A 20,306-nucleotide genomic window follows, 5' to 3' on the forward strand; every position below is an offset into this window, starting at 1 on the left:
GGCCGCTTCGGGGCGCGACGAGAGCCGCTGAGGGTGCCGTTACTCGACGCCCTTGATGACGGGGTGGTGGAACGTGTCGCCGAAGACGCGCTCCGAGGCACCGACCCGGTCGAGGTAGGGCGTCAGCCCGCCCATCTGGAACGGGTAGCCGGCGCCGAGGATGAGGCAGAGGTCGATGTCCTCCGCCGCGTGCACGACGTCGTCCTCCAGCATCCGGTGCACCTCGTCGGCCAGGCCGTCCTCGACCCGGCGCTGGATCTCCTCGGCGGTCATCGGGTGCGACTCCTCGCCCTTGCCGGGGGCCACGATCGCGACGGCCTTCTTGTCGAAGCCCTTGATCTTGCCCTTGTCGTCGCGGTCGAAGATCTTGCCGTACTCCGCCAGCTCGTGCAGGTTCCGGCTCTCGAAGAACCGGTCCGGGAAGGCGGCATGGTGCGTGTCGAGCACGTGCGCGCCCACCTTGAGGCCCACGAGTTCGAGCAGCTCGAACGGGGTCATCGGCAGCCCGAACGGGTCGAGTGCATGGTTCATCACCTCGAACGGCGTGCCGGTGTCGACGGCGTGCATCGCCTCGCCGAGCACCTTGGCCAGGATGCGGTTCACCACGAACCCGGGGGTGTCGCGCGTGATGACGGCGTTCTTCTTGAGCTTCGCCGCCGTGACCATCGCGGTCGACAGCGTGGCCTCATCCGTCGCCGGGGTGTTCACGACCTCGATCAGCGGCATCACGGCCACCGGGTTGAAGAAGTGGAAGCCCACCAGGCGTTCCGGATGCGCCAGCTTGGCGCCGATCTGCTCCACCGAGAGCGACGAGGTGTTGGTCGCGAGCACAGCGGTCTCCGAGACGTGCTTCTCGATCTCGGCGAAGACGTCCTGCTTCACCCCGAGCTCTTCGAACACGGCCTCGATCACCCAGTCGGCGTCGTTGAACTCCGCCTTGTCGGTGGTGCCCGAGATGAGGGCGTTCAAGCGGTTCGACTCGTCGGAGGAGATGCGCCCCTTCGACGCCAGCGTCGCGATCTCGCCGCGGATGTAGTCGAGACCCTTGTCGACGCGCGACTGGTCGAGATCGGTGATCACCACGGGCACCTGCAGTCGGCGCACGAACAACAGCGCGAACTGGCTGGCCATGAGGCCGGCACCGATGATGCCGACCTTCGTGACCGGCTTGGCCAGCTTCTTGTCCGGGGCTCCGGCCGGCCGCTTGGCCCGCTTCTGCACCAGGTTGAAGGCGTAGATGCTCGCGGCGAACTGGTCGCCCGAGATGAGCTCGGCGAGAGCGTCGTCCTCGCGTTCGAAGCCCTCCTCCGGCGTGCCGGACTTGGCTGCCTTCAGCAGGTCGAGCGCCTTGTAGGGCGACTTCGCGACGGTGCCGATGCGCGACTCCAGCATCTTCCGCGCGATGCCGACCGCGGCATCCCACTTCACCAGACGCTCGACCTTGCCGGGCTCGTTCGGCCGCTTGACCTTGAGCTTCCCGGAGATGACCGAATCGGCCCACTTCAGCGAATCCTCGAGGTAGTTCGCCGGCCCGAAGATCGCGTCCGCGATGCCCAGGTCGAAGGCCTCCTGCCCCTTGAGGGTGCGGTTGTTCTTCAGCGGGTTCTCGATCACGACCTTGAGCGCGTTCTCGATGCCGATCAGGTTCGGCAGCAGGTACGCGCCGCCCCAGCCCGGGATGATGCCGAGGAAGACCTCGGGCAGCGCCAGCGCCGGGGTCGAGGAGTCGATCGTGCGGTAGTCGGCGGCCAGGGCCACCTCGACCCCGCCGCCGAGCGCGAGCCCGTTGATGAACGCGAAGGTCGGCACGCCGATCGTCTTCATCGTGCCGAAGGCGTAGTGGCCGAGCTGGGCGAGCTGCTTCGCGGCCGCCTTGCTCGGGATCTCGCTCACCTTGCTGAGGTCAGCGCCGGCCGCGAGGATGTACGGCTTGCCGGTCACGGCGACCGCCTGGATCTCGCCGCGCGCCGCCCGCTCCTTCAGGCCGGCGAGCGTCTTCTGATACTCGATCAGCGTGACCGGGCCCAGCGTGTTCGGCCGGGTGTGGTCGCGCCCGTTGTCGAGCGTGATCAGGGCGAGCACCTTGCCGCTGGGCAGCGGCACGTCGCGCACGAAGGAGTGGGTGACCACCTCGTCGGCGGAGAAGGCTTCGAGCTCGGAGAAATCGATCGTCGAGTAGTCGGTCATCGCGCTGCCTTCTTGGTCGCCTTCTTGTTCCAGTTCGGGTTCTCCCAGATGACGCTGCCGCCCTGGCCGAGGCCGATGCACATCGCGGTGACGCCGTAGCGCACCTCGGGGTGGCGCTCGAACTGGTGGGCGAGCTGGATCATCAGGCGCACGCCGCTCGAGGCGAGCGGGTGGCCGAGCGCGATCGCCCCGCCGTACTCGTTGACGCGCGGGTCGTCGTCGTCGATGCCGAAGTGGTCGAGGAAGGAGAGCACCTGCACCGCGAAGGCCTCGTTGAGCTCGAACAGACCGATGTCGTCGATCGAGAGGCCCGCCTTGCGCAGTGCCTTCTCGGTGGAGGGTACCGGGCCGATGCCCATGATCTCGGGCTCGACGCCGGCGAAGGCGAACGAGACCATCCGCATCTTGACCGGCAGACCGAACTCCTTCGCGAACGCCTCGCTCGAGATCAGCGAGGCGGTCGCGCCGTCGTTGAGGCCCGAGGAGTTGCCCGCGGTTACGCGGCCATGCGGCCGGAACGGCGTGCGGAGCCCGGCGAGCCCCTCCATCGTCGTGTCGGGGCGCGGAGCCTCGTCGCGGGTGGCGAGCCCCCAGCCGGCGTCGCTCTTGATCGCGACCGGGATGAGGTCGGGCTGGATGTTGCCGGCCTCGTAGGCCGCGGCGACCTTCTGCTGGCTGCGGAGCGCGTAGCGGTCCGAGCGTTCCTTGGTCAGCTGCGGGAACCGGTCGTGGATGCGCTCCGCGGTGTTGCCCATGTTCAGCGCCTCGGCGCTGACGAGCCGCTCCGCGAGGAAGCGCGGGTTCGGGTCGGCCCCGAAGCCCATCGGGTGGCGCCCCATGTGCTCGACGCCGCCCGCGATGGCCACGTCGTACTGGCCGAAGCCGATGGCGCCGGCGACCGTGGTGACGCTGGTCATCGCGCCCGCGCACATCCGGTCGATGGCGTAGCCGGGCACCGACAGGGGCAGCCCGGAGAGGATGGATGCGGTGCGCCCGAGGGTCAGCCCCTGGTCGCCCTGCTGGGTCGTCGCGGCGATCGCCACGTCGTCGATGCGGTCCTGCGGCAGACCGGGGTTCCGCTCGAGCAGCCCGGTGATGGCCTTGACGACGAGGTCGTCGGCCCGGGTCTGCCAGAACATTCCTTTCTCGCCCGCGCGCCCGAACGGGGTGCGCACTCCATCGACGAAAACGACTTCAGATCTTTCGGCCACTATGCCTCCTGGGATTGGATCGGATTCGATCCTAGAACCGCGGTCTGAACGCCCGGAATCGTTTGACCCTTCCTACGAATCGCCCTCGGACGCCGTCTCGGGCTCTTGGTGGGCTTCTACAAAGGCATCGACGATCGGCTGTGCAGTCAGTTCAATCTGCCACGGCCGGGCGCCGAGCTCGCCCAGCGCCTCCGAGACGGCCTCGACGGTCGCCGGCTGCGGCGGACGCCAGGCCAGGCGCCGCAGGAAGTCGGGCGTCAGCAGGTTCTCCAGCGGGATGCTGTGCTCCTCGCCGACCTCGGCGAGTGCCGTGCGCGCGGCCTTGAGCCGCGCATCCGCCTCGGGATTGCGGTCGCCCCAGCTCCGGGGCGGGGGGAGGGTGTCGGTCGCGCGCCGCTGCACCGGGATCTCGTCGGTCGTGAGGGCCCGCTCGATCGCGGCCCACCACCGGTCGATCTCCGAGCGGCTCGCGCGCCCGGAGAACTGCTTGAGCGCCGCCAGCTCACGACGCGAGGCCGGGAGGGCCTTCGCCGCGATGAGCAGGGAGGCATCCGGCACCAGCCGGCCGGGAGCGATGTCGGTCTCCCGGGCGAGGGCGTCGCGGGCGAGCCAGAGCTCCTTCGCCGCGGCGAGGTGCCGGTCGGCGCGCAGGGCGCTGATGCCGGTGAGCCGGCGCCACGGCTCGGCGGCCGGCGCCTTCTCCTCGCGGGCGACGACGGCGGCGAACTCCTCCTCGGCGATCCGCTCCTTGCCCTGCTCCGCGAGCAGCACGGCCATCGCGTCGCGGAGGTCGATCAGGAGCTCCACGTCCAGGGCCGCGTATTCCAGCCAGGATGCCGGCAGCGGGCGGGTGGACCAGTCGGCGGCCGAGTGCTCCTTCTTCAGGTGGATGCCGAGCAGCTCCTCCACGACGGCGCCGAGGCCGACCCGTGGCAGCCCGAGCAGCCGGGCCGCGAGTTCGGTGTCGAACACCGTCGTCGGGTCCAGGCCCACCTCGCGCAGGCACGCCAGATCCTGGCTCGCCGCGTGCAGCACCCACTCGACGTCGCCGATCACAGACTGCAGCGGAGCGAACTCCCGGATCGCGGGCGGGTCGAAGAGGAAGGTGCCCGAGCCCCGGCGGTACAGCTGGATCAGGTACGCCCGCTGGGAGTAACGGAAGCCGCTGGCGCGCTCCGCGTCCACGGCCACCGGCCCCTCGCCGAGGGCGATCGCCTCGACGGCGTCATGGAATTCGTCGACCGTCGTGATGACGGTTCTCTCTGGTGTCTCGCTCAGTTCGTCATCACTCACGTCGGGCCCGCCGGGTCTGCAGCATCGTCACCCCGTCGACGACGGGCGGCAGTCCGGCCAGCATGCACAGAAGTTCGCTCCAGCCCTCGACATGGGCCTGGAGGTCGTGGTCGGTCGGCGTCCACGAGGCGCGCAACTCGATCTGCGCGCCGTCGCCCTGGCTCGACAGTTCGCCGAACCCGGTCGAGATGATCTTCGTCGCCGTGCCGGAGGCGGCGGTGTAGTTCGCCCCGCGCGCGTCCAGCGCATCCACGAGCCACGACCAGGCCACGTCGGCCAGGAAGGGATCGAGCCCGATCTCGGTCTCGAGCGGCGCCTGCGCGAAGCAGACCACCCGGAACTCGCCGCCCCAGGCCTCGGGCCGCGACTCGTCGTGCAGCAGGATGAAGCGTCCCGTCCCGAGCTCGGAGTCGGCGCCGTGACGTGCGGGATTCACGTCCGCGGCCAGTGCGACGGAGTTCGGGGCGAGGTTGCCGGGCGCGGGGATCTCGTTGATCACGAGCTCGTCGCGCGTCTCCGCCCGCCGCAGCGAGTCGAGGGCTGCGCCGAACGCCGCCGGGACGTCCGGGGTGAAGGGGGAATCGGCCACGACTGCAGACTAGAGTTCTTTAGCGCGCGGGAGGCGAAGGCACGCCGATCCGAGGCCCGCCGCGACGGCCCGGAAGGCGGAAAGATGGCTTCTCGATCCCACGATGCGCCGAATGTCCCGGCCTGGGCGATCGTCGCCCTGGCGGCCGGAACCGTCGCTACGGTGGTCACGGCGGCCGGCGCGGTCGTCACGGCCCTGATGTCCCGCGCGATCGTCACGCCCTCGGTGCCGGAGGACGACACCCGCATCCTGGACTACGACCCGGAGGCCCGGGTGGTCTCGCTGGCCGTCACGGCCGACTCGATCCTGCCCGGCCGGTACAGCCTCCGGTTCACCGGCGACACCGGGCACGCCCGCCTCGGCGAGGTGCTCACGGTCGCCGACGGCGTGGTGCGCCGCACGGTGCTCGCCGTCGACTACGGCGACCTCGGCGCCGCGCGCGCGGGGCGGATCAGCGGCTGGTACTTCATCCACCCCCGCGAGCTCGACCTCCCGGTCGACGAGGTCGAGGTCTTCACGCCCGTGGGCCCGGCACCCGCCTGGCTCGTTCCGGCCGCCGATCCCGGCTCCACGCGCTGGGTGATCCAGGTGCACGGGCGCGGGGTCCGGCGCGGCGAGACGATCCGGGCGATCCCGGTGTTCCACGCCCGCGGCTACCACTCGCTGCACATCTCCTACCGCAACGACGGCGACGCCCCGCGTTCGGCCGACGGCAAGTACGCGCTCGGCGACACCGAGTGGCAGGACCTGGATGCGGCCATCACCTACGCGGTCGACCACGGCGCCACCGACATCGTGCTGATGGGCTGGTCGATGGGCGGCGCGATCTGCCTGCAGGCGATGGGCCGCGCCGTCCACCGCGACCGGGTGCGGGCGATCGCGCTCGACTCGCCCGCCGTCGACTGGCAGGACGTGCTGCGCTACCACGGTCGCGCCCGGGGCGTGCCCGGGCTGCTGGGGGATGCGGCCCTCGCCACGATCACGCACGGCTGGGGGAGCGTCGTCACCGGCCAGGACCGGCCGCTCGACCTCGACCGCCTCGACTTCGTGAAGCACTCGGACGAGGTCGACGTGCCGCTGCTGGTGATGCACAGCGACGACGACGGCTACGTGCCGGTGACCGGATCCCGGAAGCTCGCCGAGGCCAGGCCCGACCTGGTCACCTTCGTGCCGTTCTCGATCGCGCGCCACACCAAGCTCTGGAACTACGACGCCCACCGCTGGAACGCGGCGATCGACGGCTGGCTCGACGCGAACGGGCTCTAGTCGCCCACGGCGACTCGGGCGCGCACCTGCCGCTTGGTGCGGCCGAGGAGCGCGGTCATCCCGCGGATCCGGAGCGGCGAGACCGCTTCGGTGAGCCCGATCGTGTTCGGGAAGTCGTCCGGGATCGCGAGCACCTCGTCGACGGTCAGCCCGTCGATGCCCTGCACCAGGATCGAGGCGAAGCCCCGGGTGGTCGGCGCCTCGCGCGGCGCGGTTGCGAACAGATGCACCACGCCGTCGGTCACCTCGACGAAGATGAACACCGGCGACTGGCACTCCTCGACGCGCTCGAAGAGGTCGGGATGCTCCTGGTAGCGCTCCGGGAGCTCGGGCAGCTCGTTCGCGAACTCGAGCAGCATCTCGAGCCGCTCGCGCTGGCCCAGGGCGAGGAAGTCCTCACGGATCCCGGCGAGGGTCTCGGGCAGGGCGGTCTCGGTCACGCGGGGACCTCGCCGGGCTCGGAGCCCTTGACGATCGGCACCCGTACGGTGCTGCCCCACTCGGTCCAGGAACCGTCGTAGTTCCGCACGTCCTCGAAGCCGAGGAGGTGTGTGAGCACGAACCAGGTGTGGCTGGATCGCTCGCCGATCCGGCAGTAGGCGATGACGGGTTCGCCGTCGGCGAGTCCGGCGCCCTCGCGGTAGATTGCGTCGAGCTCGGCAACCGGACGGAAGGTGCCGTCCTCGGCCGCGGCCTTCCCCCAGGGCACGTTGGCCGCGCTCGGGATGTGCCCGGCGCGCAGCGCGCCCTCCTCGGGATAGGCCGGCGCGGTCGTGCGCTCGCCCGAGTACTCCTCGGGGGAGCGCACGTCGATCAGCGGGTGGCCGAGGTGGGCGAGCACGTCGTCCTTGAACGCGCGGATCGGCTCGTCGCGGCGCTCGACGACCGGGTACTCGACCGCGTCGGGCGTCGTGCGGTCGGTGGTGATCGGGCGGCCCTCGGCGATCCACAGGTCGCGTCCGCCGTCCAGCAGCCGCACGTCCTCGTGACCGAAGAGGCTGAAGACCCAAAGGGCGTACGCGGCCCACCAGTTGTTCTTGTCGCCGTAGATCACGACGGTCGAGTCGCGCGAGATGCCCTTCGAGCCGAGCAGCTCGGCGAACGCCGGGCCCTGGATGTAGTCGCGGAGCACCGGGTCGTTCAGGTCGGTGTGCCAGTCGATCTTGACGGCGCCGGGGATGTGACCGGTCTCGTAGAGCAGCACGTCCTCATCCGATTCGACCACCACCAGGCCGGGCTCGCCCAGGTGGGCCTCGAGCCAGTCGGCCGACACCAGCCGTTCCGGGTGCGCGTATCCGGCGAACTTCTCCGAGCGATCGTTCTCGACAGTCATGACACAACCTCCAGTTAGGGTAGGAACAACCCCCAGACGACGATAAGTCTTCCCGGTTCGCCGCGGGCCACCGCGGGTCAGATTACGACACACAGGACTTCACCAGATGACAGATGAGCGGCAGGCCGTCGCCCCGCGCCTCACCGAGCGCAGCCCCTCGATGTCCGTGGAGGAGCTCGCCGCCACCCTGGTGCCGCCGCGCCAGTTCGACACGGCGTCGTTCGAGAGCTACCGCCCCGACCCGGAGGCTCCGTCGCAGGCCGAGGCGCTCGAGCGCATCCAGGCCTTCGCCGGCGGCTGGAAGCCCGCGAAGAGCTCCGGGTTCTTCGGCCGCTCGAAGAAGACCCCGGCCGCCAAGCCCGGCATCTACCTCGACGGCGGCTTCGGCGTGGGCAAGACCCACCTCCTCGCCGCCCTCTGGCACGCGGCACCGGGCCGCAAGTACTTCGGCACCTTCATCGAGTACACCGCCCTGGTCGGCGCCCTCGGCTACGCCAATGCCGTCAAGCTGTTCAGCGGCTCCGCGTTCATCGCGATCGACGAGTTCGAGCTCGACGACCCGGGCGACACGATGCTGATGACCCGGCTGCTCGGCGAGCTCACCGCCTCGGGCACACGCCTGGCCGCCACCTCGAACACCCCGCCCAACGCCCTCGGCGAGGGCCGGTTCGCGGCTGCCGACTTCCTCCGCGAGATCCAGGCGATCGCCGACCGCTTCGAGATCCTCCGCATCGACGGGCAGGACTACCGCCGCCGCGACATCGAGGGCCACGCCGCCGCGTTCGGCAGCGACACCGAGCTCGCCGAGGCGATCGACCGTCACGCGGCGGCGGGGGAGACCGTCACCCTCGACGGCTTCCGCGACCTTGTCGCCCACCTCGGCACGATCCATCCCTCCCGCTACATCAAGATGATCGAGGGGGTCGACGTGATCGCGCTCAGCGACGTCACCCCGTTCACCGATCAGACGGATGCGCTGCGGCTGGTGGCCTTCGTCGACCGCGTCTACGACGCCCAGATCCGCATCCTCGCCTCCGGCACCCCGCTCGACGAGGTCTTCGCCGGGGACATGCTGAACGGCGGCTACCGCAAGAAGTACCTGCGTGCCGCGTCGCGGTTGATCGCCTCCGCGACGCTCTGACACTTCCCGGCCCGGCGAAACACGATGTTTACACAAGCCCGGGCCACGTAACACGGCGTACACATAGGACGCCTCCTCGCGAAATCTCTCTTGGGCAGACTTCCCTTGCCTGCAATTGCGCCGTCGGCCCCGTGCTAGCCCTCGGTATCACAGCAGTTCCGGAAGTACCCGCCAGCACGTTATAGAGAGGTAACCATTCATATGGAAGAAGTAACCGGCAACCTGAACGCGTTGTGGTTGCTCGTTGCAGCCGCGCTCGTGCTCCTGATGACCCCTGGCGTCGCGTTCTTCTACGGCGGCATGGTCAAGGCGAAGTCGGTCATCAGCATGATGATGATGAGCTTCGGAGCGATGGGCCTCGTCGGCGTCCTCTGGGTGATCTACGGCTACGGACTCGCGTTCGGACCTCCGGCGATCCCCGGCCTGCTCGGTGACCCGTTCCAGGGCGCGATCGGGCTCGGAGGGCTCCTCGGCATCGACGACACCGGCGCGATGAACCCCGACCTCGCCGGCCTCGCCTTCGCGGGCTTCCAGGCGACCTTCGCGATCATCACCGTCGCCCTGATCTCGGGTGCGATCGCCGACCGCGCCAAGTTCGGCGCGTGGATGGTCTTCGCCGGCGTCTGGGTCACCGTGGTCTACTTCCCGGTCGCCTTCATGGTCTTCAACCTGGCCGAGGGCTGGGCTCCGGTCTGGGGCGTCAACGACTTCGCCGGCGGAACCGCGGTGCACATCAACGCCGGTGCCGCCGCCCTGGCGCTCGCCCTGGTGCTCGGCAAGCGCGTCGGCTTCCAGAAGGGCATCCAGAAGCCGCACAACGTGCCGCTGACGCTGCTCGGTGCCGCCCTGCTCTGGTTCGGCTGGTTCGGCTTCAACGCCGGTTCCGAGGCCGCGGTCGACGGTGTCGCCGCGATCGCCTGGATCAACACCCTCGCCGCTCCCGCCGCCGGTATCCTCGGCTGGCTGGTCATCGAGAAGATCAAGGACGGCAAGCCCACCTCGATCGGCGCCGCGTCCGGTGCCGTCGCGGGCCTCGTCGCCATCACCCCGGCCTGTAACATCCTGACCCCGGGCTGGGCGATCCTCCTCGGCGTCATCGCCGGTGCCGTCTGCGCCCTGGCGGTGGAGCTGAAGTTCAAGCTCGGCTTCGACGACTCGCTCGACGTCGTGGGCATCCACCTCGTCGGCGGCTTCATCGGAACGCTCTACATCGGCTTCTTCGGCGCCGGCATCGGCTGGTTCACCGGCGGTGGCACCCCCGAGCAGCTCTGGAAGCAGTTCGCTGCGGCCGCGGCGATCGCGATCTACTCCTTCGTGATGGCCTTCATCATCGGCTGGATCATCCAGAAGACGATGGGCTTCCGCATCAAGAACGAGGACGAGGTGGCGGGCGTCGACACCACGGTGCACGGCGAAGAGGGCTACGTGCTCGAGACCGTCTAGGTCTCCCTCTCCACGGATCAGCGGGGCGTCTCCTTCGGGAGGCGCCCCGCTTCTGCGTGTGCGGCTCCTGCGTGTGCGGCCTCTGCGTGTGCGGCGCGCGCGAGGTGGGTCGCTCCGACGACCGCGGCGGGCATCGCGACCACCGCACCGAGCGGAATGAGGAAGAGGAGGTACACGGCGGCACCGAAACCCAGCGTGCGCGGCCGCCGGGCCCCGAGCATCCGTCGCCGCTCGCGCAGCGTGGCGCCCCGGGCGTCGAAGGCGAACCCGGTGAGTTCGAGCGCGAGCACCCAGCCGCCGAAGAACACGGCCAGCACGGGGGAGAGCACCGGGCCGACGAGCGGAACGAGCCCCACCACGAACAGTCCCACGCCGATCAGCGCCGTCAGACCCAGGATGCGCAGGCCCGTGCCCACACCGCGCCAGAGCAGCCGCCAGAAGCCGCCCTGCGGCTCGGGAGGAGCGTCACCCAGCCCCTCCTCGGTCGCCCGCCAGATCTTCTCGTAGAACGGGTCGCCGACCGCGAGGGTGATCGCCGTGAAGGTGAACACCACGAGCAGGATGCCGGCGGCCACGAGCGCGAGCGCGGCCGAGACCCGTACGGTGCTGCGCCACGGTTCGTCCCACCCGTCGGCGAACGGGGTGAGCCACTCGGCGAGGGCGGGGGAGTTCACGGCGAGCACCACGAGGCCGGTGCCGTAGACCAGCGCGACGATCAGCGCCGGGACGGCGCCGAGGAGCATGAGGGCGGGCCGGGTGAGCCAGAAGCCGAGTCCGCGGCCGAGGAGGGCCACGCCGGAGAGGAAGTCGCGGATCATCCGCCGAGCTTATGAGGAGTTGTTCTGGTGGGCGATACCGGACTCGAACCGATGACCTCTTCCGTGTGAAGGAAGCGCGCTACCAACTGCGCCAATCGCCCGGGGGCAGTTATCGATGCTACTGCATCCTGGGGGGTGCTCGTGAACACCCGGTGATGCCGACACGCACGGGATGCGACGATTTGGCAACCTCGCGAGAAGTCGGCTAGTGTCTAATCCGTTCGCAGGAATGCGATCGGAAATGCGGATGTGGCGCAGTGGTAGCGCATCACCTTGCCAAGGTGAGGGTCGCGAGTTCGAATCTCGTCATCCGCTCGAGTGAAGTCACTCGAAGAGTACGCTCTTCGGGTTGTGCTCTGGGGGAACCCCCACACGGTGGCGTGGCCGAGAGGCGAGGCAGCGGCCTGCAAAGCCGTCCACACGGGTTCAAATCCCGTCGCCACCTCCACTCGCAATCCCGGAGTTCACTCCATTGGGCGATTGGCGCAGCGGTAGCGCGCTTCCCTGACACGGAAGAGGTCACTGGTTCGATCCCAGTATCGCCCACAGAAAGACAGGCCAGGATCATGATCCTGGCCTTCTGTCGTTAAGAGCCTTCCGCCGACCCGTGCCTCGAAAGGATCCACCATGACCGACACCTCCGTCTTCGACGCCGACCGGCGCGCCATCGTCCACGCCGAGGAGGGCTCCGGCCCCGCCCTGGTGCTGCTGCCCGAGAAGGGTGCCGAGATCGGCTACCTGGGCGCCCTGGCGCACTCGGTGTCGGCCGAGGACTTCCGGGTCATCCGGATGCAGGGCCGCGCGGACGGCGGGTCCGCCACCGTCTCCGAGCTGGCGCAGGACGTGGTCGACCTCCTCGACTCCCTGGGCGTCGAGAACGCCTGGATCGGCGGCCACGGCTTCGGCGGCACGGTCGCGCGGATCGTGGCGATCGAGCACCACGACCGCGTCAACGGCGTGATCCTGTTCGGCGTCGAGGCCGGGTCCGACCTCCCGGCACTGGCCGAGGGGCTCCCGGTGCTCGTCATCCAGGGCACGGCCGACGAGGTGACCCCGCCGGCGAACGGCGAGGCGCTCCGTGACGCCGCCCCCGGCCTGGTCTCCGTCGTGGCGATCGAGGGCGGCGGCCACGACTTCCCGGCGACCCAGGTCGGCGAGACCTCCTGGGCCATCGAGGACTACCTCGACTGGGACTGACCCGCGTCGGCCTGCCGGGAGCGAGCCGCGTCGGCGGACTCCCGCGCCTCGGTAGGATTGTGGGGTTCTCTTCGACGCAGGCAGGAGCCCCCACACGTGGCAACAGGATTCGAACTCTTCACCGACCGGTCGATCGTGGCCATGCGGGTCAACGGTGAGCTGAAGGATCTCGCGGCGACCGTCACCGACGCCGACACCGTCGAGCCCGTGACCATCGACAGCCCCGACGGACTCGCGATCCTCCGGCACTCGGCCGCCCACGTGGCCGCCCAGGCCGTCCAGGCGATCAACCCCGAGGCGAAGCTCGGCATCGGTCCGCCCGTCACCGACGGCTTCTACTACGACTTCGACGTGGCCGAGCCCTTCACCCCCGAAGACCTGAAGGCGATCGAGAAGGGGATGGAGCGCATCGTCCGCCAGGGCCAGCGCTTCGTGCGCCGGGTCGTGACCGAGGAGGAGGCCCGCGCCGAACTCGCCGACGAGCCCTACAAGCTCGAGCTCATCGGCCTCAAGGGCTCCGGCGCCGACGACTCCGTCGAGGGCGCCGAGAACGCGGCCGACGAGTCGGTCGAGGTCGGCGGCGCCGAGCTCACGATCTACGACAACGTCGACCCGAAGACCGGCGAGACGGTCTGGAAAGACCTCTGCCGCGGCCCGCACCTGCCGAGCACGCGCCTGATCGGCAACGGTTTCGCACTCACCCGCCTCGCGGCCGCGTACTGGCGCGGCTCGGAGAAGAACAAGCAGCTCCAGCGCGTCTACGGCACCGCCTGGCCCACGAAGGACGAGCTGCGCGCCTACCAGACCCGCCTCGAGGAGGCGGCCAAGCGCGACCACCGCAAGCTCGGCAACGAGCTCGACCTGTTCTCCTTCCCCGACGAGATCGGATCGGGCCTCGCGGTCTTCCACCCGCGCGGCGGCATCATCCGGGCCGAGATCGAGAACTACCTGCGCGCCCAGCTCATCGCGCACGACTACGAGCTGGTGAACACCCCGCACATCACCAAGAAGCACCTGTTCGAGACCAGCCAGCACCTCACCTGGTACAAGGACGGCATGTTCCCGCCGATGCACCTCGACGAGGAGACCGACGCCGAGGGCAACACCACCCGGCAGGGCCAGGACTACTACCTCAAGCCCATGAACTGCCCGATGCACAACCTGATCTTCCGGGCCCGAGGCCGCAGCTACCGCGAGCTCCCGCTGCGGCTCGCCGAGTTCGGCACGGTCTACCGCTACGAGAAGAGCGGCACGCTCTCGGGCCTCACCCGGGTGCGCGGCCTCACGCAGGACGACGCGCACATCTACGTCACCCCCGACCAGGTGAAGGACGAGCTGGCCCGCCAGCTCGACTTCGTGCTCGAGACCCTCCGCGGCTACGGGCTCGACGACTTCTACCTCGAGCTGTCGACGAAGGATCCGGAGAAGTCCGTCGGCGACGACGAGCTCTGGGAGAGCGCCACCGAGACGCTCCGGCAGGTGGCCGTCGACTCGGGCCTCGAACTCGTGCCCGATCCCGGGGGAGCGGCCTTCTACGGCCCGAAGATCTCGGTGCAGGCGCGCGACGCGATCGGCCGCACCTGGCAGCTCTCGACCGTGCAGCTCGACTTCAACCAGCCCGAGCTGTTCGAGCTCGAGTACACGGCTCCGGACGGCTCGCGTCAGCAGCCGGTGATGATCCACCGGGCGCTCCTCGGCTCGATCGAGCGCTTCTTCGCCATCCTGCTCGAGCACTACGCGGGCGCCTTCCCGGTCTGGCTCGCTCCCGTCCAGGTCGTCGGCATCCCGATCTCGGACGACCACGCCGACTACCTCGCCGAGGTGGTCCGGCGGCTGAAGAAGCGCGGCATCCGCGCCCAGCTCGACGACTCGGCCGACCGGATGCAGAAGAAGATCCGCACCCACACCAAGGACAAGGTGCCCGTGATCCTGATCGCCGGCGGCGAGGACGTGGCGGCCGGCTCGGTGAGCTTCCGCTTCCGCGACGGCACGCAGGAGAACGGCGTCGCGGTCGACGAGGCCGTCGAGCGGATCGTGGACAGCGTGCAGAAGCACCTGCAGGTCACCACGGCGGGCCAGCTCTGATGGACTGGCCCGGAACGCCGGAGCGCGGGCCGTACAGCCCGCACGAGTTCGACGGCCTCCCGGTGGAGGACGCCGCGGAGTTCGCCGCGGTGCCGGATGCGTTCCAGCGGCTCTGGACGCCGCACCGGATGGTCTACATCCAGAACGGCGAGCAGCCGCACCTGGACGACTGCCCGTTCTGCCGCGCCCCGAAACTGAGCGACGAGGAGGGGCTGATCGTCGCCCGCGGCGAGCACGCCTACGCGTTGCTCAATCTCTTCCCGTACAACTCCGGGCACCTGCTCGTCTGCCCCTACCGGCACGTCGCGACCTACGACCTCGCCACCCCCGAGGAGGTCGCCGAGATCGGCAGCCTCACCCAGACCGCCATGCGCGTGCTGACCGAGGTGGCGCGCTGCGAGGGCTTCAACATCGGGATGAACCAGGGCCGCATCGCGGGGGCCGGCGTCGCCGGGCACCTGCATCAGCACATCGTGCCGCGGTGGGCACTGGACTCCAACTTCTTCCCGATCATCGCCAAGACGAAGGCGCTCCCGCAGCTGCTCGGCGAGGTGCGGGCCGAGATCCAGGCGGCGTGGCCCTCCGGCCCGGCGCGATAGAATCGTTTTGGTTTCTGAGAGGACAAGATGAGCGACAGCAGCACACACGAGTTCGGGTCCAGCCGCGTCAAGCGCGGGCTGGCGGAGATGCTGAAGGGCGGCGTCATCATGGACGTCGTGACGGCCGAGCAGGCCCGCATCGCCGAAGACGCCGGTGCGGTCGCCGTGATGGCGCTCGAGCGCGTCCCCGCCGACATCCGTTCGCAGGGCGGCGTGGCCCGGATGAGCGACCCCGACCTGATCGAGGCGATCATCGCCGAGGTCTCCATCCCCGTGATGGCCAAGGCCCGGATCGGCCACTTCGTCGAGGCTCAGGTGCTGCAGGCCCTGAACGTCGACTACATCGACGAGTCCGAGGTGCTGAGCCCGGCCGACTACGTCAACCACATCGACAAGTGGGACTTCACCGTCCCCTTCGTCTGCGGCGCGACCAACCTCGGTGAGGCGCTCCGCCGCATCAACGAGGGTGCGGCGATGATCCGCTCGAAGGGCGAGGCCGGCACCGGCGACGTCTCAGAGGCGACCAAGCACATCCGCACCATCAAGGGCGAGATCGCCCGCCTGACCTCGCTGTCGAAAGACGAGCTGTACGTCGCCGCCAAGGAGCTGCAGGCCCCCTACGAGCTCGTGGTCGAGGTCGCCGAGACCGGCAAGCTGCCCGTCGTGCTGTTCACCGCCGGTGGCGTCGCCACCCCGGCCGACGCCGCGATGATGATGCAGCTCGGCGCCGACGGCGTGTTCGTCGGCTCCGGCATCTTCAAGTCGGGCAACCCCGAGCAGCGTGCCGCGGCCGTGGTCAAGGCGACCACGTTCTACGACGACCCCGCCGTGATCGCCGAGGTCTCGCGCGGACTGGGTGAGGCCATGGTCGGCATCAACGTGGCCGACCTGCCCGCGCCGCACCGCCTCGCCGAGCGTGGCTGGTAGCGGTCAGGGCCCAGCCGCCGCGAACGGGCCCGTCGGGGTCCTCGCCCTCCAGGGCGACTTTCGCGAGCACGTGTCGGTGCTCCGCGGGCTCGGCGCCGACGTCGTGACGGTACGCCGGCCGGAGGAGGCATGGTCGGTCTCCGGCCTCGTCATCCCGGGCGGCGAATCCAGCGTGATGGACAAACTGTCGCGGGCGTTCGGCGTGGCCGAGGCCCTGCAGCAGCGGATCGCCGACGGGATGCCCGTCTACGGCACCTGCGCCGGGCTGATCATGATCGCCGACCGCATCCTCGACGGCATCCGGGGCCAGCAGAGCCTCGGCGGCCTCAACGTGGCCGTGCGCCGCAACGCCTTCGGCTCGCAGACCGACTCCTTCGAGGCCGACCTCGACGTGCCGGCGCTCGGCGAGCCGCCGATGCACGCGGTCTTCATCCGGGCCCCCGTCGTGGCCGAGCTCGGGCCCGGAGCCACCGCCCTGGCCTCGCTGGCCGACGGGACGGTCGTCGCGGTCGAGCAGGGCAACCTGATCGGCACGTCGTTCCACCCGGAGATGACCGGCGACCACCGGTTCCACCAGTACTTCCTCGACAAGGTCGCGGCGCGCTCCTCGAGCCTCTGACGAGGCCGTCGCGTACACTTGACCACGATTCCTGAAGGAGATTTTCGTGTCCGGACACTCTAAATGGGCGACCACCAAGCACAAGAAGGCGATCATCGATTCGCGGCGTGCCAAGTCGTTCGCCAAGCTGATCAAGAACATCGAGGTCGCCGCGAAGATCGGCGGCGCCGACCTGTCGGGAAACCCCACCCTCGTCGACGCCGTGCAGAAGGCGAAGAAGACCTCGGTCCCGAACGACAACATCGACCGCGCGATCAAGCGCGGCGCCGGGCTCACCGGTGAGTCGATCGACTACCAGACGATCATGTACGAGGGCTACGGCCCGAACGGCGTCGCCCTCCTGATCGAGTGCCTCACCGACAACAAGAACCGGGCCGCGGCGGATGTGCGCACCGCGATGACCCGCAACGGCGGCACCATGGCCGACCCGGGCAGCGTCGCCTACAACTTCAGCCGCAAGGGCGTCATCACCGTCGGCCACTCCGACGGCGTGAGCGAGGACGACATCCTCGTCGCCGTGCTCGACGCCGGGGCCGAGGAGGTCATCGACCGGGCCGAGGCCTTCGAGGTGCAGACCGAGCCGTCGCAGATGGTCGCGGCCCGCACCGCCCTCCAGGAGGCCGGGATCGACTACGACTCCGCCGACGTGGAGTTCGTCGCCAGCCTCCAGGTCGAGGCCGACGCCGAGACCGCGCGCAAGGTCTTCCGCCTGATCGACGCGCTCGAAGACTCCGACGACGTGCAGAACGTCTACACGAACATCGACATCACGCCCGAGGTCCAGGCCGAGCTCGAAGACGACTGAGCGTGCGCGTGCTCGGGATCGACCCAGGGCTCACCCGCTGCGGGGTCGGGATCGTCGACGTCTCGGCGACCCGCACCCCCGTGCTGGTGCACGTCTCGGTGATCACCACCAGTCCCGACCTGGCGCTGGAGCAGCGTCTGATGATCGTCTCGGCCGGCATCGAGCGGCTGATCGACGAGCACCGGCCGGACAGCGTGGCCGTCGAGCGCGTGTTCGCGCAGCACAACGTGCGCACCGTGATGGGCACGGCGCAGGTCTCCGGCATCGCGCTGCTCGCGGCCGCCCGCCGCTCCCTGCCGGTCGGGCTGCACACGCCCACCGAGGTGAAGGCCGCGATCACCGGGTACGGCCAGGCCGACAAGCGGCAGGTGGGCACCATGGTCGCCAAGGTGCTGCGCCTGGACGAGATCCCGAAGCCGGCCGACGCGGCCGACGCCCTCGCGCTGGCCATCTGCCATGCCTGGCGCATCCCGCTCGGGTCGGGCTCGGCCTCCGCGTCCGGCGGGGCCGGCACCGAGACCCCTGCTCAACGTGCGTGGCGCGCCGCCGAGCAAGGGACGGCCAAGCGGGTCGCCGCCCGTAGGCTGGCCTGATGATCTCAGCGTTACGCGGCACGGTCCTCTCGATCGCAGGAGGAACGGCCGTGATCGACGTCAACGGCGTCGGCTACGCGGTGAACGTCACGGCCGGGCACGGCCTGGCGCTCCGGATCGGCTCCGAGGTCACCCTGCTCACCTCGCTGATCGTGCGGGAGGACTCGCTCACGCTGTTCGGCTTCCCCGATCAGGATGCACTGGAGATCTTCACGCTGCTGGTCGGCGTCACCGGCGTCGGCCCCAAGTCCGCCCTCGGGGTGCTCTCCGAGCTCAGCCCTACCCAGGTCGCCGTCGCGGTGGCCCGGGAGGACGACTCGGCCTTCCGGAAGGTCAGCGGCATCGGTCCGAAGACGGCGAAGCTGATCGTGCTCTCGCTGGCCGGCAAGATCGCGGCCCGCCCCGTCGACACGCCCGCATCCGCCCCCGAGCCCTCGCGCCAGGTGCGGATGAACGTGGAGCGCGCCCTGGTCGGCCTCGGCTACCCGGAGCGCAGCGCCGCCGCGGCCCTCGACGAGGCCCTCGAGACCGCGTCGGCCGACGAGGCCGGCAACGTGCAGTCGCTGCTGCGGCTCGCGCTCGCCCTGCTCGGGCCCGCACAGAACACCGGGGCCGGCCGATGAGCGCCCTCGCCGACGACGGGCCGTACTTCGGCGGCGGCGACGACGTGGTGAACCCCGAGGTCGAGTCCGAGGCCGAGATCGCGATCGAGGGGGCGCTGCGCCCGAAGTCCCTGGCCGAGTTCGTGGGCCAGCGGAAGGTGCGCGGTCAGTTGCAGCTGCTGCTGGATGCCGCGGCGATGCAGCAACGCACCCCCGACCACATCCTGCTCGCCGGCCCGCCCGGGCTCGGCAAGACCACCCTCGCGATGATCGTGGCGCACGAGAGCGGGCAACCGCTCCGGCTCACCAGCGGACCGGCGATCCAGCACGGGGGAGACCTGGCCGCGGTGCTCTCCTCGCTGGTGCCGGGCGAGGTGCTCTTCATCGACGAGATCCACCGGATGGCGCGCTCGGCGGAGGAGATGCTCTACCTCGCGATGGAGGATTTCCGGATCGACATCATGGTCGGCAAGGGCGCCGGCGCGACCTCGATCCCGCTCGACCTGGCCCCCTTCACCCTCGTGGGCGCGACCACCCGCGCCGGCCTGCTGCCGAACCCGCTCCGCGACCGCTTCGGCTTCACGGCCCACCTGGAGTTCTACGAGACCGAGGAGCTGGTCCGTGTGCTGCACCGGGCCGCGGCGCTCCTGTCGGTCGAGATCCAGGAGGAGGCCCTGCGGGAGATCGCCTCGCGCTCCCGGGGCACGCCGCGGATCGCGAACCGGTTGCTCCGGCGCGTGCGCGACTATGCGCTGGTGACCGGCGGGGGAGCGACGCTCCACGCGGTCCGGGCCGCCCTCGAGCTCTACGACGTCGACGAACTGGGGCTGGATCGGCTCGACCGCGCGGTGATGACGACGATCCTCGAGCGCTTCGACGGCGGCCCGGTCGGCCTTAACACGCTCGCCGTCTCGGTGGGCGAGGAGGCCGAGACGATCGAGGCCGTCGTGGAGCCGTTCCTGGTCAGGATCGGGCTGCTGTCGCGCACCCCGCGGGGTCGGATCGCGACGAAAGCGGGCTGGGCGCACTTCGGGTTGTCCCGGAATGCGGACGCGCTATTCGGGGATGACCTATAATTCAAGCTGGTCTTCAGACGTCGTCTATAGGATGACCCTGGCCACACACCCCCCACCCTTTTGGAAGGCGCCTTTTTTCATGGCTTTGGATCCGTTAACAATCATCATGCTGGTCGTTCTGGCCGTGCTGGTGTTCTTCATGTTCCGAAACAGCCGGAAGCGTCAGCGCCAGGCTCAGGAGCTCCAGAGCAAGGTGGCGGTCGGGGCCGAGGTCATGACCAACTTCGGTGTCTACGGCACCATCCTCGACATGGACGACGAAGAGAACATCGTGCACCTCGAGACCACCCCCGGCACCGTGCTCAAGGTGCACCGCCAGACCGTCACCCGCGTCGTGACCCCGTCGCCGCTCTCCGAGGACGAGTCGATCGACCACTCGGCCGACGGCGAGCCGGAGTACGGCCAGCGCATCGACGAGCCCTCTCTCGAGGCCGGCGACTCCACGACCCAGATCACCACCGAGAAGTCCGAGAAGAAGGCCGACGACTAACCCTCGTCCCTCCTCGTCAGATCCACGCCCGC

Annotated in this window: 20 protein-coding genes and 4 tRNA genes; 16 read left to right on the top strand and 8 right to left on the bottom strand. The window is 69.6% G+C overall.

From position 1 onward, the window contains the following. Positions 1–39: 39 nt before the first annotated feature. The 4 genes from AC59HU_RS00630 to AC59HU_RS00645 form a co-directional block, all read right to left on the bottom strand. Positions 40–2,187, bottom strand: a complete 2,148-nt coding sequence (locus AC59HU_RS00630; protein ID WP_497221382.1) for a 3-hydroxyacyl-CoA dehydrogenase NAD-binding domain-containing protein — start codon at positions 2,185–2,187, stop codon at positions 40–42. Then, complete coding sequence (locus AC59HU_RS00635) at positions 2,184–3,398, bottom strand: thiolase family protein (protein WP_497221383.1); 1,215 nt, start codon at positions 3,396–3,398, stop codon at positions 2,184–2,186. The genes AC59HU_RS00630 and AC59HU_RS00635 overlap by 4 nt, the downstream gene beginning before the upstream one ends. Positions 3,399–3,470: 72 nt before the next feature. Then, on the bottom strand, positions 3,471–4,691 hold the full coding sequence (locus AC59HU_RS00640) for a ribonuclease D (RefSeq protein WP_497221384.1): 1,221 nt from the start codon (positions 4,689–4,691) through the stop codon (positions 3,471–3,473). Next, the gene (locus AC59HU_RS00645; protein ID WP_497221385.1) at positions 4,684–5,280 is read right to left on the bottom strand and encodes a DUF3000 domain-containing protein; all 597 of its coding nucleotides are present in this window, start codon (positions 5,278–5,280) and stop codon (positions 4,684–4,686) included. The genes AC59HU_RS00640 and AC59HU_RS00645 overlap by 8 nt, the downstream gene beginning before the upstream one ends. Before the next feature lie 84 nt (positions 5,281–5,364). Between AC59HU_RS00645 and AC59HU_RS00650 the strand changes: the two genes are divergently transcribed. Next, the gene (locus AC59HU_RS00650) at positions 5,365–6,546 is read left to right on the top strand and encodes an alpha/beta hydrolase family protein (protein WP_497221386.1); all 1,182 of its coding nucleotides are present in this window, start codon (positions 5,365–5,367) and stop codon (positions 6,544–6,546) included. Here the strand turns inward: AC59HU_RS00650 and AC59HU_RS00655 are convergent. Both AC59HU_RS00655 and AC59HU_RS00660 read right to left on the bottom strand, forming a co-directional pair. Continuing rightward, positions 6,543–6,986 (bottom strand): SufE family protein, encoded by a 444-nt coding sequence (locus AC59HU_RS00655; RefSeq protein WP_497221387.1) that lies wholly within the window; start codon positions 6,984–6,986, stop codon positions 6,543–6,545. The genes AC59HU_RS00650 and AC59HU_RS00655 overlap by 4 nt on opposite strands. Beyond that, complete coding sequence (locus AC59HU_RS00660; protein WP_497221388.1) at positions 6,983–7,879, bottom strand: sulfurtransferase; 897 nt, start codon at positions 7,877–7,879, stop codon at positions 6,983–6,985. Before AC59HU_RS00660 ends, AC59HU_RS00655 begins: the two co-directional genes overlap by 4 nt. A gap of 106 nt (positions 7,880–7,985) precedes the next feature. Here AC59HU_RS00660 and zapE point away from each other — a divergent pair, with 106 nt between their 5' ends. Continuing rightward, positions 7,986–9,020, top strand: coding sequence for a cell division protein ZapE (gene zapE, locus AC59HU_RS00665; RefSeq protein ID WP_497221389.1), 1,035 nt, complete (start codon positions 7,986–7,988; stop codon positions 9,018–9,020). A gap of 201 nt (positions 9,021–9,221) precedes the next feature. Beyond that, positions 9,222–10,463 (top strand): ammonium transporter, encoded by a 1,242-nt coding sequence (locus AC59HU_RS00670; RefSeq protein WP_497221390.1) that lies wholly within the window; start codon positions 9,222–9,224, stop codon positions 10,461–10,463. A gap of 17 nt (positions 10,464–10,480) precedes the next feature. Here the strand turns inward: AC59HU_RS00670 and AC59HU_RS00675 are convergent, their stop codons facing one another. Beyond that, positions 10,481–11,281, bottom strand: a complete 801-nt coding sequence (locus AC59HU_RS00675; protein ID WP_497221391.1) for an EI24 domain-containing protein — start codon at positions 11,279–11,281, stop codon at positions 10,481–10,483. 25 nt (positions 11,282–11,306) lie between these two features. Continuing rightward, positions 11,307–11,382 (bottom strand) — tRNA-Val (locus AC59HU_RS00680). A gap of 142 nt (positions 11,383–11,524) precedes the next feature. On the opposite strand from AC59HU_RS00680, the gene AC59HU_RS00685 reads away from it, so the two are divergent. The 13 genes from AC59HU_RS00685 to yajC all read left to right on the top strand — a co-directional run bounded on the left by AC59HU_RS00685 (position 11,525) and on the right by yajC (position 20,274). Next, positions 11,525–11,596 (top strand) — tRNA-Gly (locus AC59HU_RS00685). Positions 11,597–11,655: 59 nt separating this feature from the next. Continuing rightward, a tRNA-Cys gene (locus AC59HU_RS00690) sits at positions 11,656–11,729 on the top strand. Between the two features lie 26 nt (positions 11,730–11,755). Then, a tRNA-Val gene (locus AC59HU_RS00695) sits at positions 11,756–11,827 on the top strand. An 81-nt stretch (positions 11,828–11,908) separates the two neighbouring features. After that, entirely contained in the window at positions 11,909–12,478 is a 570-nt protein-coding gene (locus AC59HU_RS00700; protein ID WP_497221392.1) for an alpha/beta fold hydrolase, read from the top strand. 96 nt (positions 12,479–12,574) lie between these two features. Further along, on the top strand, positions 12,575–14,563 hold the full coding sequence (gene thrS / locus AC59HU_RS00705; protein ID WP_497221393.1) for a threonine--tRNA ligase: 1,989 nt from the start codon (positions 12,575–12,577) through the stop codon (positions 14,561–14,563). Beyond that, positions 14,563–15,162, top strand: coding sequence for an HIT family protein (locus tag AC59HU_RS00710; protein ID WP_497221394.1), 600 nt, complete (start codon positions 14,563–14,565; stop codon positions 15,160–15,162). Before thrS ends, AC59HU_RS00710 begins: the two co-directional genes overlap by 1 nt. Positions 15,163–15,189: 27 nt before the next feature. Continuing rightward, positions 15,190–16,089 (top strand): pyridoxal 5'-phosphate synthase lyase subunit PdxS, encoded by a 900-nt coding sequence (gene pdxS / locus AC59HU_RS00715; RefSeq protein ID WP_497221395.1) that lies wholly within the window; start codon positions 15,190–15,192, stop codon positions 16,087–16,089. Beyond that, positions 16,079–16,708 carry a pyridoxal 5'-phosphate synthase glutaminase subunit PdxT gene (pdxT, locus tag AC59HU_RS00720; protein WP_497221396.1) on the top strand — a complete coding sequence of 210 codons (630 nt, stop codon included), beginning with the start codon at positions 16,079–16,081 and terminating at the stop codon, positions 16,706–16,708. The genes pdxS and pdxT overlap by 11 nt, the downstream gene beginning before the upstream one ends. A 46-nt stretch (positions 16,709–16,754) precedes the next feature. Further along, complete coding sequence (locus AC59HU_RS00725; protein WP_497221397.1) at positions 16,755–17,513, top strand: YebC/PmpR family DNA-binding transcriptional regulator; 759 nt, start codon at positions 16,755–16,757, stop codon at positions 17,511–17,513. Further along, positions 17,510–18,106 (top strand): crossover junction endodeoxyribonuclease RuvC, encoded by a 597-nt coding sequence (ruvC, locus tag AC59HU_RS00730; protein WP_497222061.1) that lies wholly within the window; start codon positions 17,510–17,512, stop codon positions 18,104–18,106. The genes AC59HU_RS00725 and ruvC overlap by 4 nt, the downstream gene beginning before the upstream one ends. After that, positions 18,106–18,729 carry a Holliday junction branch migration protein RuvA gene (ruvA, locus tag AC59HU_RS00735; protein WP_497221398.1) on the top strand — a complete coding sequence of 208 codons (624 nt, stop codon included), beginning with the start codon at positions 18,106–18,108 and terminating at the stop codon, positions 18,727–18,729. Before ruvC ends, ruvA begins: the two co-directional genes overlap by 1 nt. Further along, a complete protein-coding gene (gene ruvB / locus AC59HU_RS00740) occupies positions 18,726–19,784 on the top strand; it encodes a Holliday junction branch migration DNA helicase RuvB (protein WP_497221399.1) in 1,059 nt (352 codons plus the stop codon). Before ruvA ends, ruvB begins: the two co-directional genes overlap by 4 nt. 106 nt (positions 19,785–19,890) lie before the next feature. Beyond that, on the top strand, positions 19,891–20,274 hold the full coding sequence (gene yajC / locus AC59HU_RS00745) for a preprotein translocase subunit YajC (protein ID WP_497221400.1): 384 nt from the start codon (positions 19,891–19,893) through the stop codon (positions 20,272–20,274). Positions 20,275–20,306: the final 32 nt, after the last annotated feature.

The sequence above is a fragment of the Herbiconiux sp. 320_LB genome (genome assembly GCF_059691755.1).

What these genes read in the sequence shown, in the direction of transcription:
- zapE (WP_497221389.1), top strand. Translation starts at nt 7,986, where the DNA reads ATGACAGATGAGCGGCAGGCCGTCGCCCCGCGCCTCACCGAGCGCAGC.
- AC59HU_RS00650 (WP_497221386.1), top strand. Translation starts at nt 5,365, where the DNA reads ATGGCTTCTCGATCCCACGATGCGCCGAATGTCCCGGCCTGGGCGATC.
- AC59HU_RS00670 (WP_497221390.1), top strand. Translation starts at nt 9,222, where the DNA reads ATGGAAGAAGTAACCGGCAACCTGAACGCGTTGTGGTTGCTCGTTGCA.
- AC59HU_RS00630 (WP_497221382.1), bottom strand. Translation starts at nt 2,187, where the DNA reads ATGACCGACTACTCGACGATCGATTTCTCCGAGCTCGAAGCCTTCTCC.
- pdxS (WP_497221395.1), top strand. Translation starts at nt 15,190, where the DNA reads ATGAGCGACAGCAGCACACACGAGTTCGGGTCCAGCCGCGTCAAGCGC.
- yajC (WP_497221400.1), top strand. Translation starts at nt 19,891, where the DNA reads ATGCTGGTCGTTCTGGCCGTGCTGGTGTTCTTCATGTTCCGAAACAGC.
- AC59HU_RS00700 (WP_497221392.1), top strand. Translation starts at nt 11,909, where the DNA reads ATGACCGACACCTCCGTCTTCGACGCCGACCGGCGCGCCATCGTCCAC.
- ruvA (WP_497221398.1), top strand. Translation starts at nt 18,106, where the DNA reads ATGATCTCAGCGTTACGCGGCACGGTCCTCTCGATCGCAGGAGGAACG.
- AC59HU_RS00660 (WP_497221388.1), bottom strand. Translation starts at nt 7,879, where the DNA reads ATGACTGTCGAGAACGATCGCTCGGAGAAGTTCGCCGGATACGCGCAC.
- ruvB (WP_497221399.1), top strand. Translation starts at nt 18,726, where the DNA reads ATGAGCGCCCTCGCCGACGACGGGCCGTACTTCGGCGGCGGCGACGAC.
- AC59HU_RS00710 (WP_497221394.1), top strand. Translation starts at nt 14,563, where the DNA reads ATGGACTGGCCCGGAACGCCGGAGCGCGGGCCGTACAGCCCGCACGAG.
- AC59HU_RS00675 (WP_497221391.1), bottom strand. Translation starts at nt 11,281, where the DNA reads ATGATCCGCGACTTCCTCTCCGGCGTGGCCCTCCTCGGCCGCGGACTC.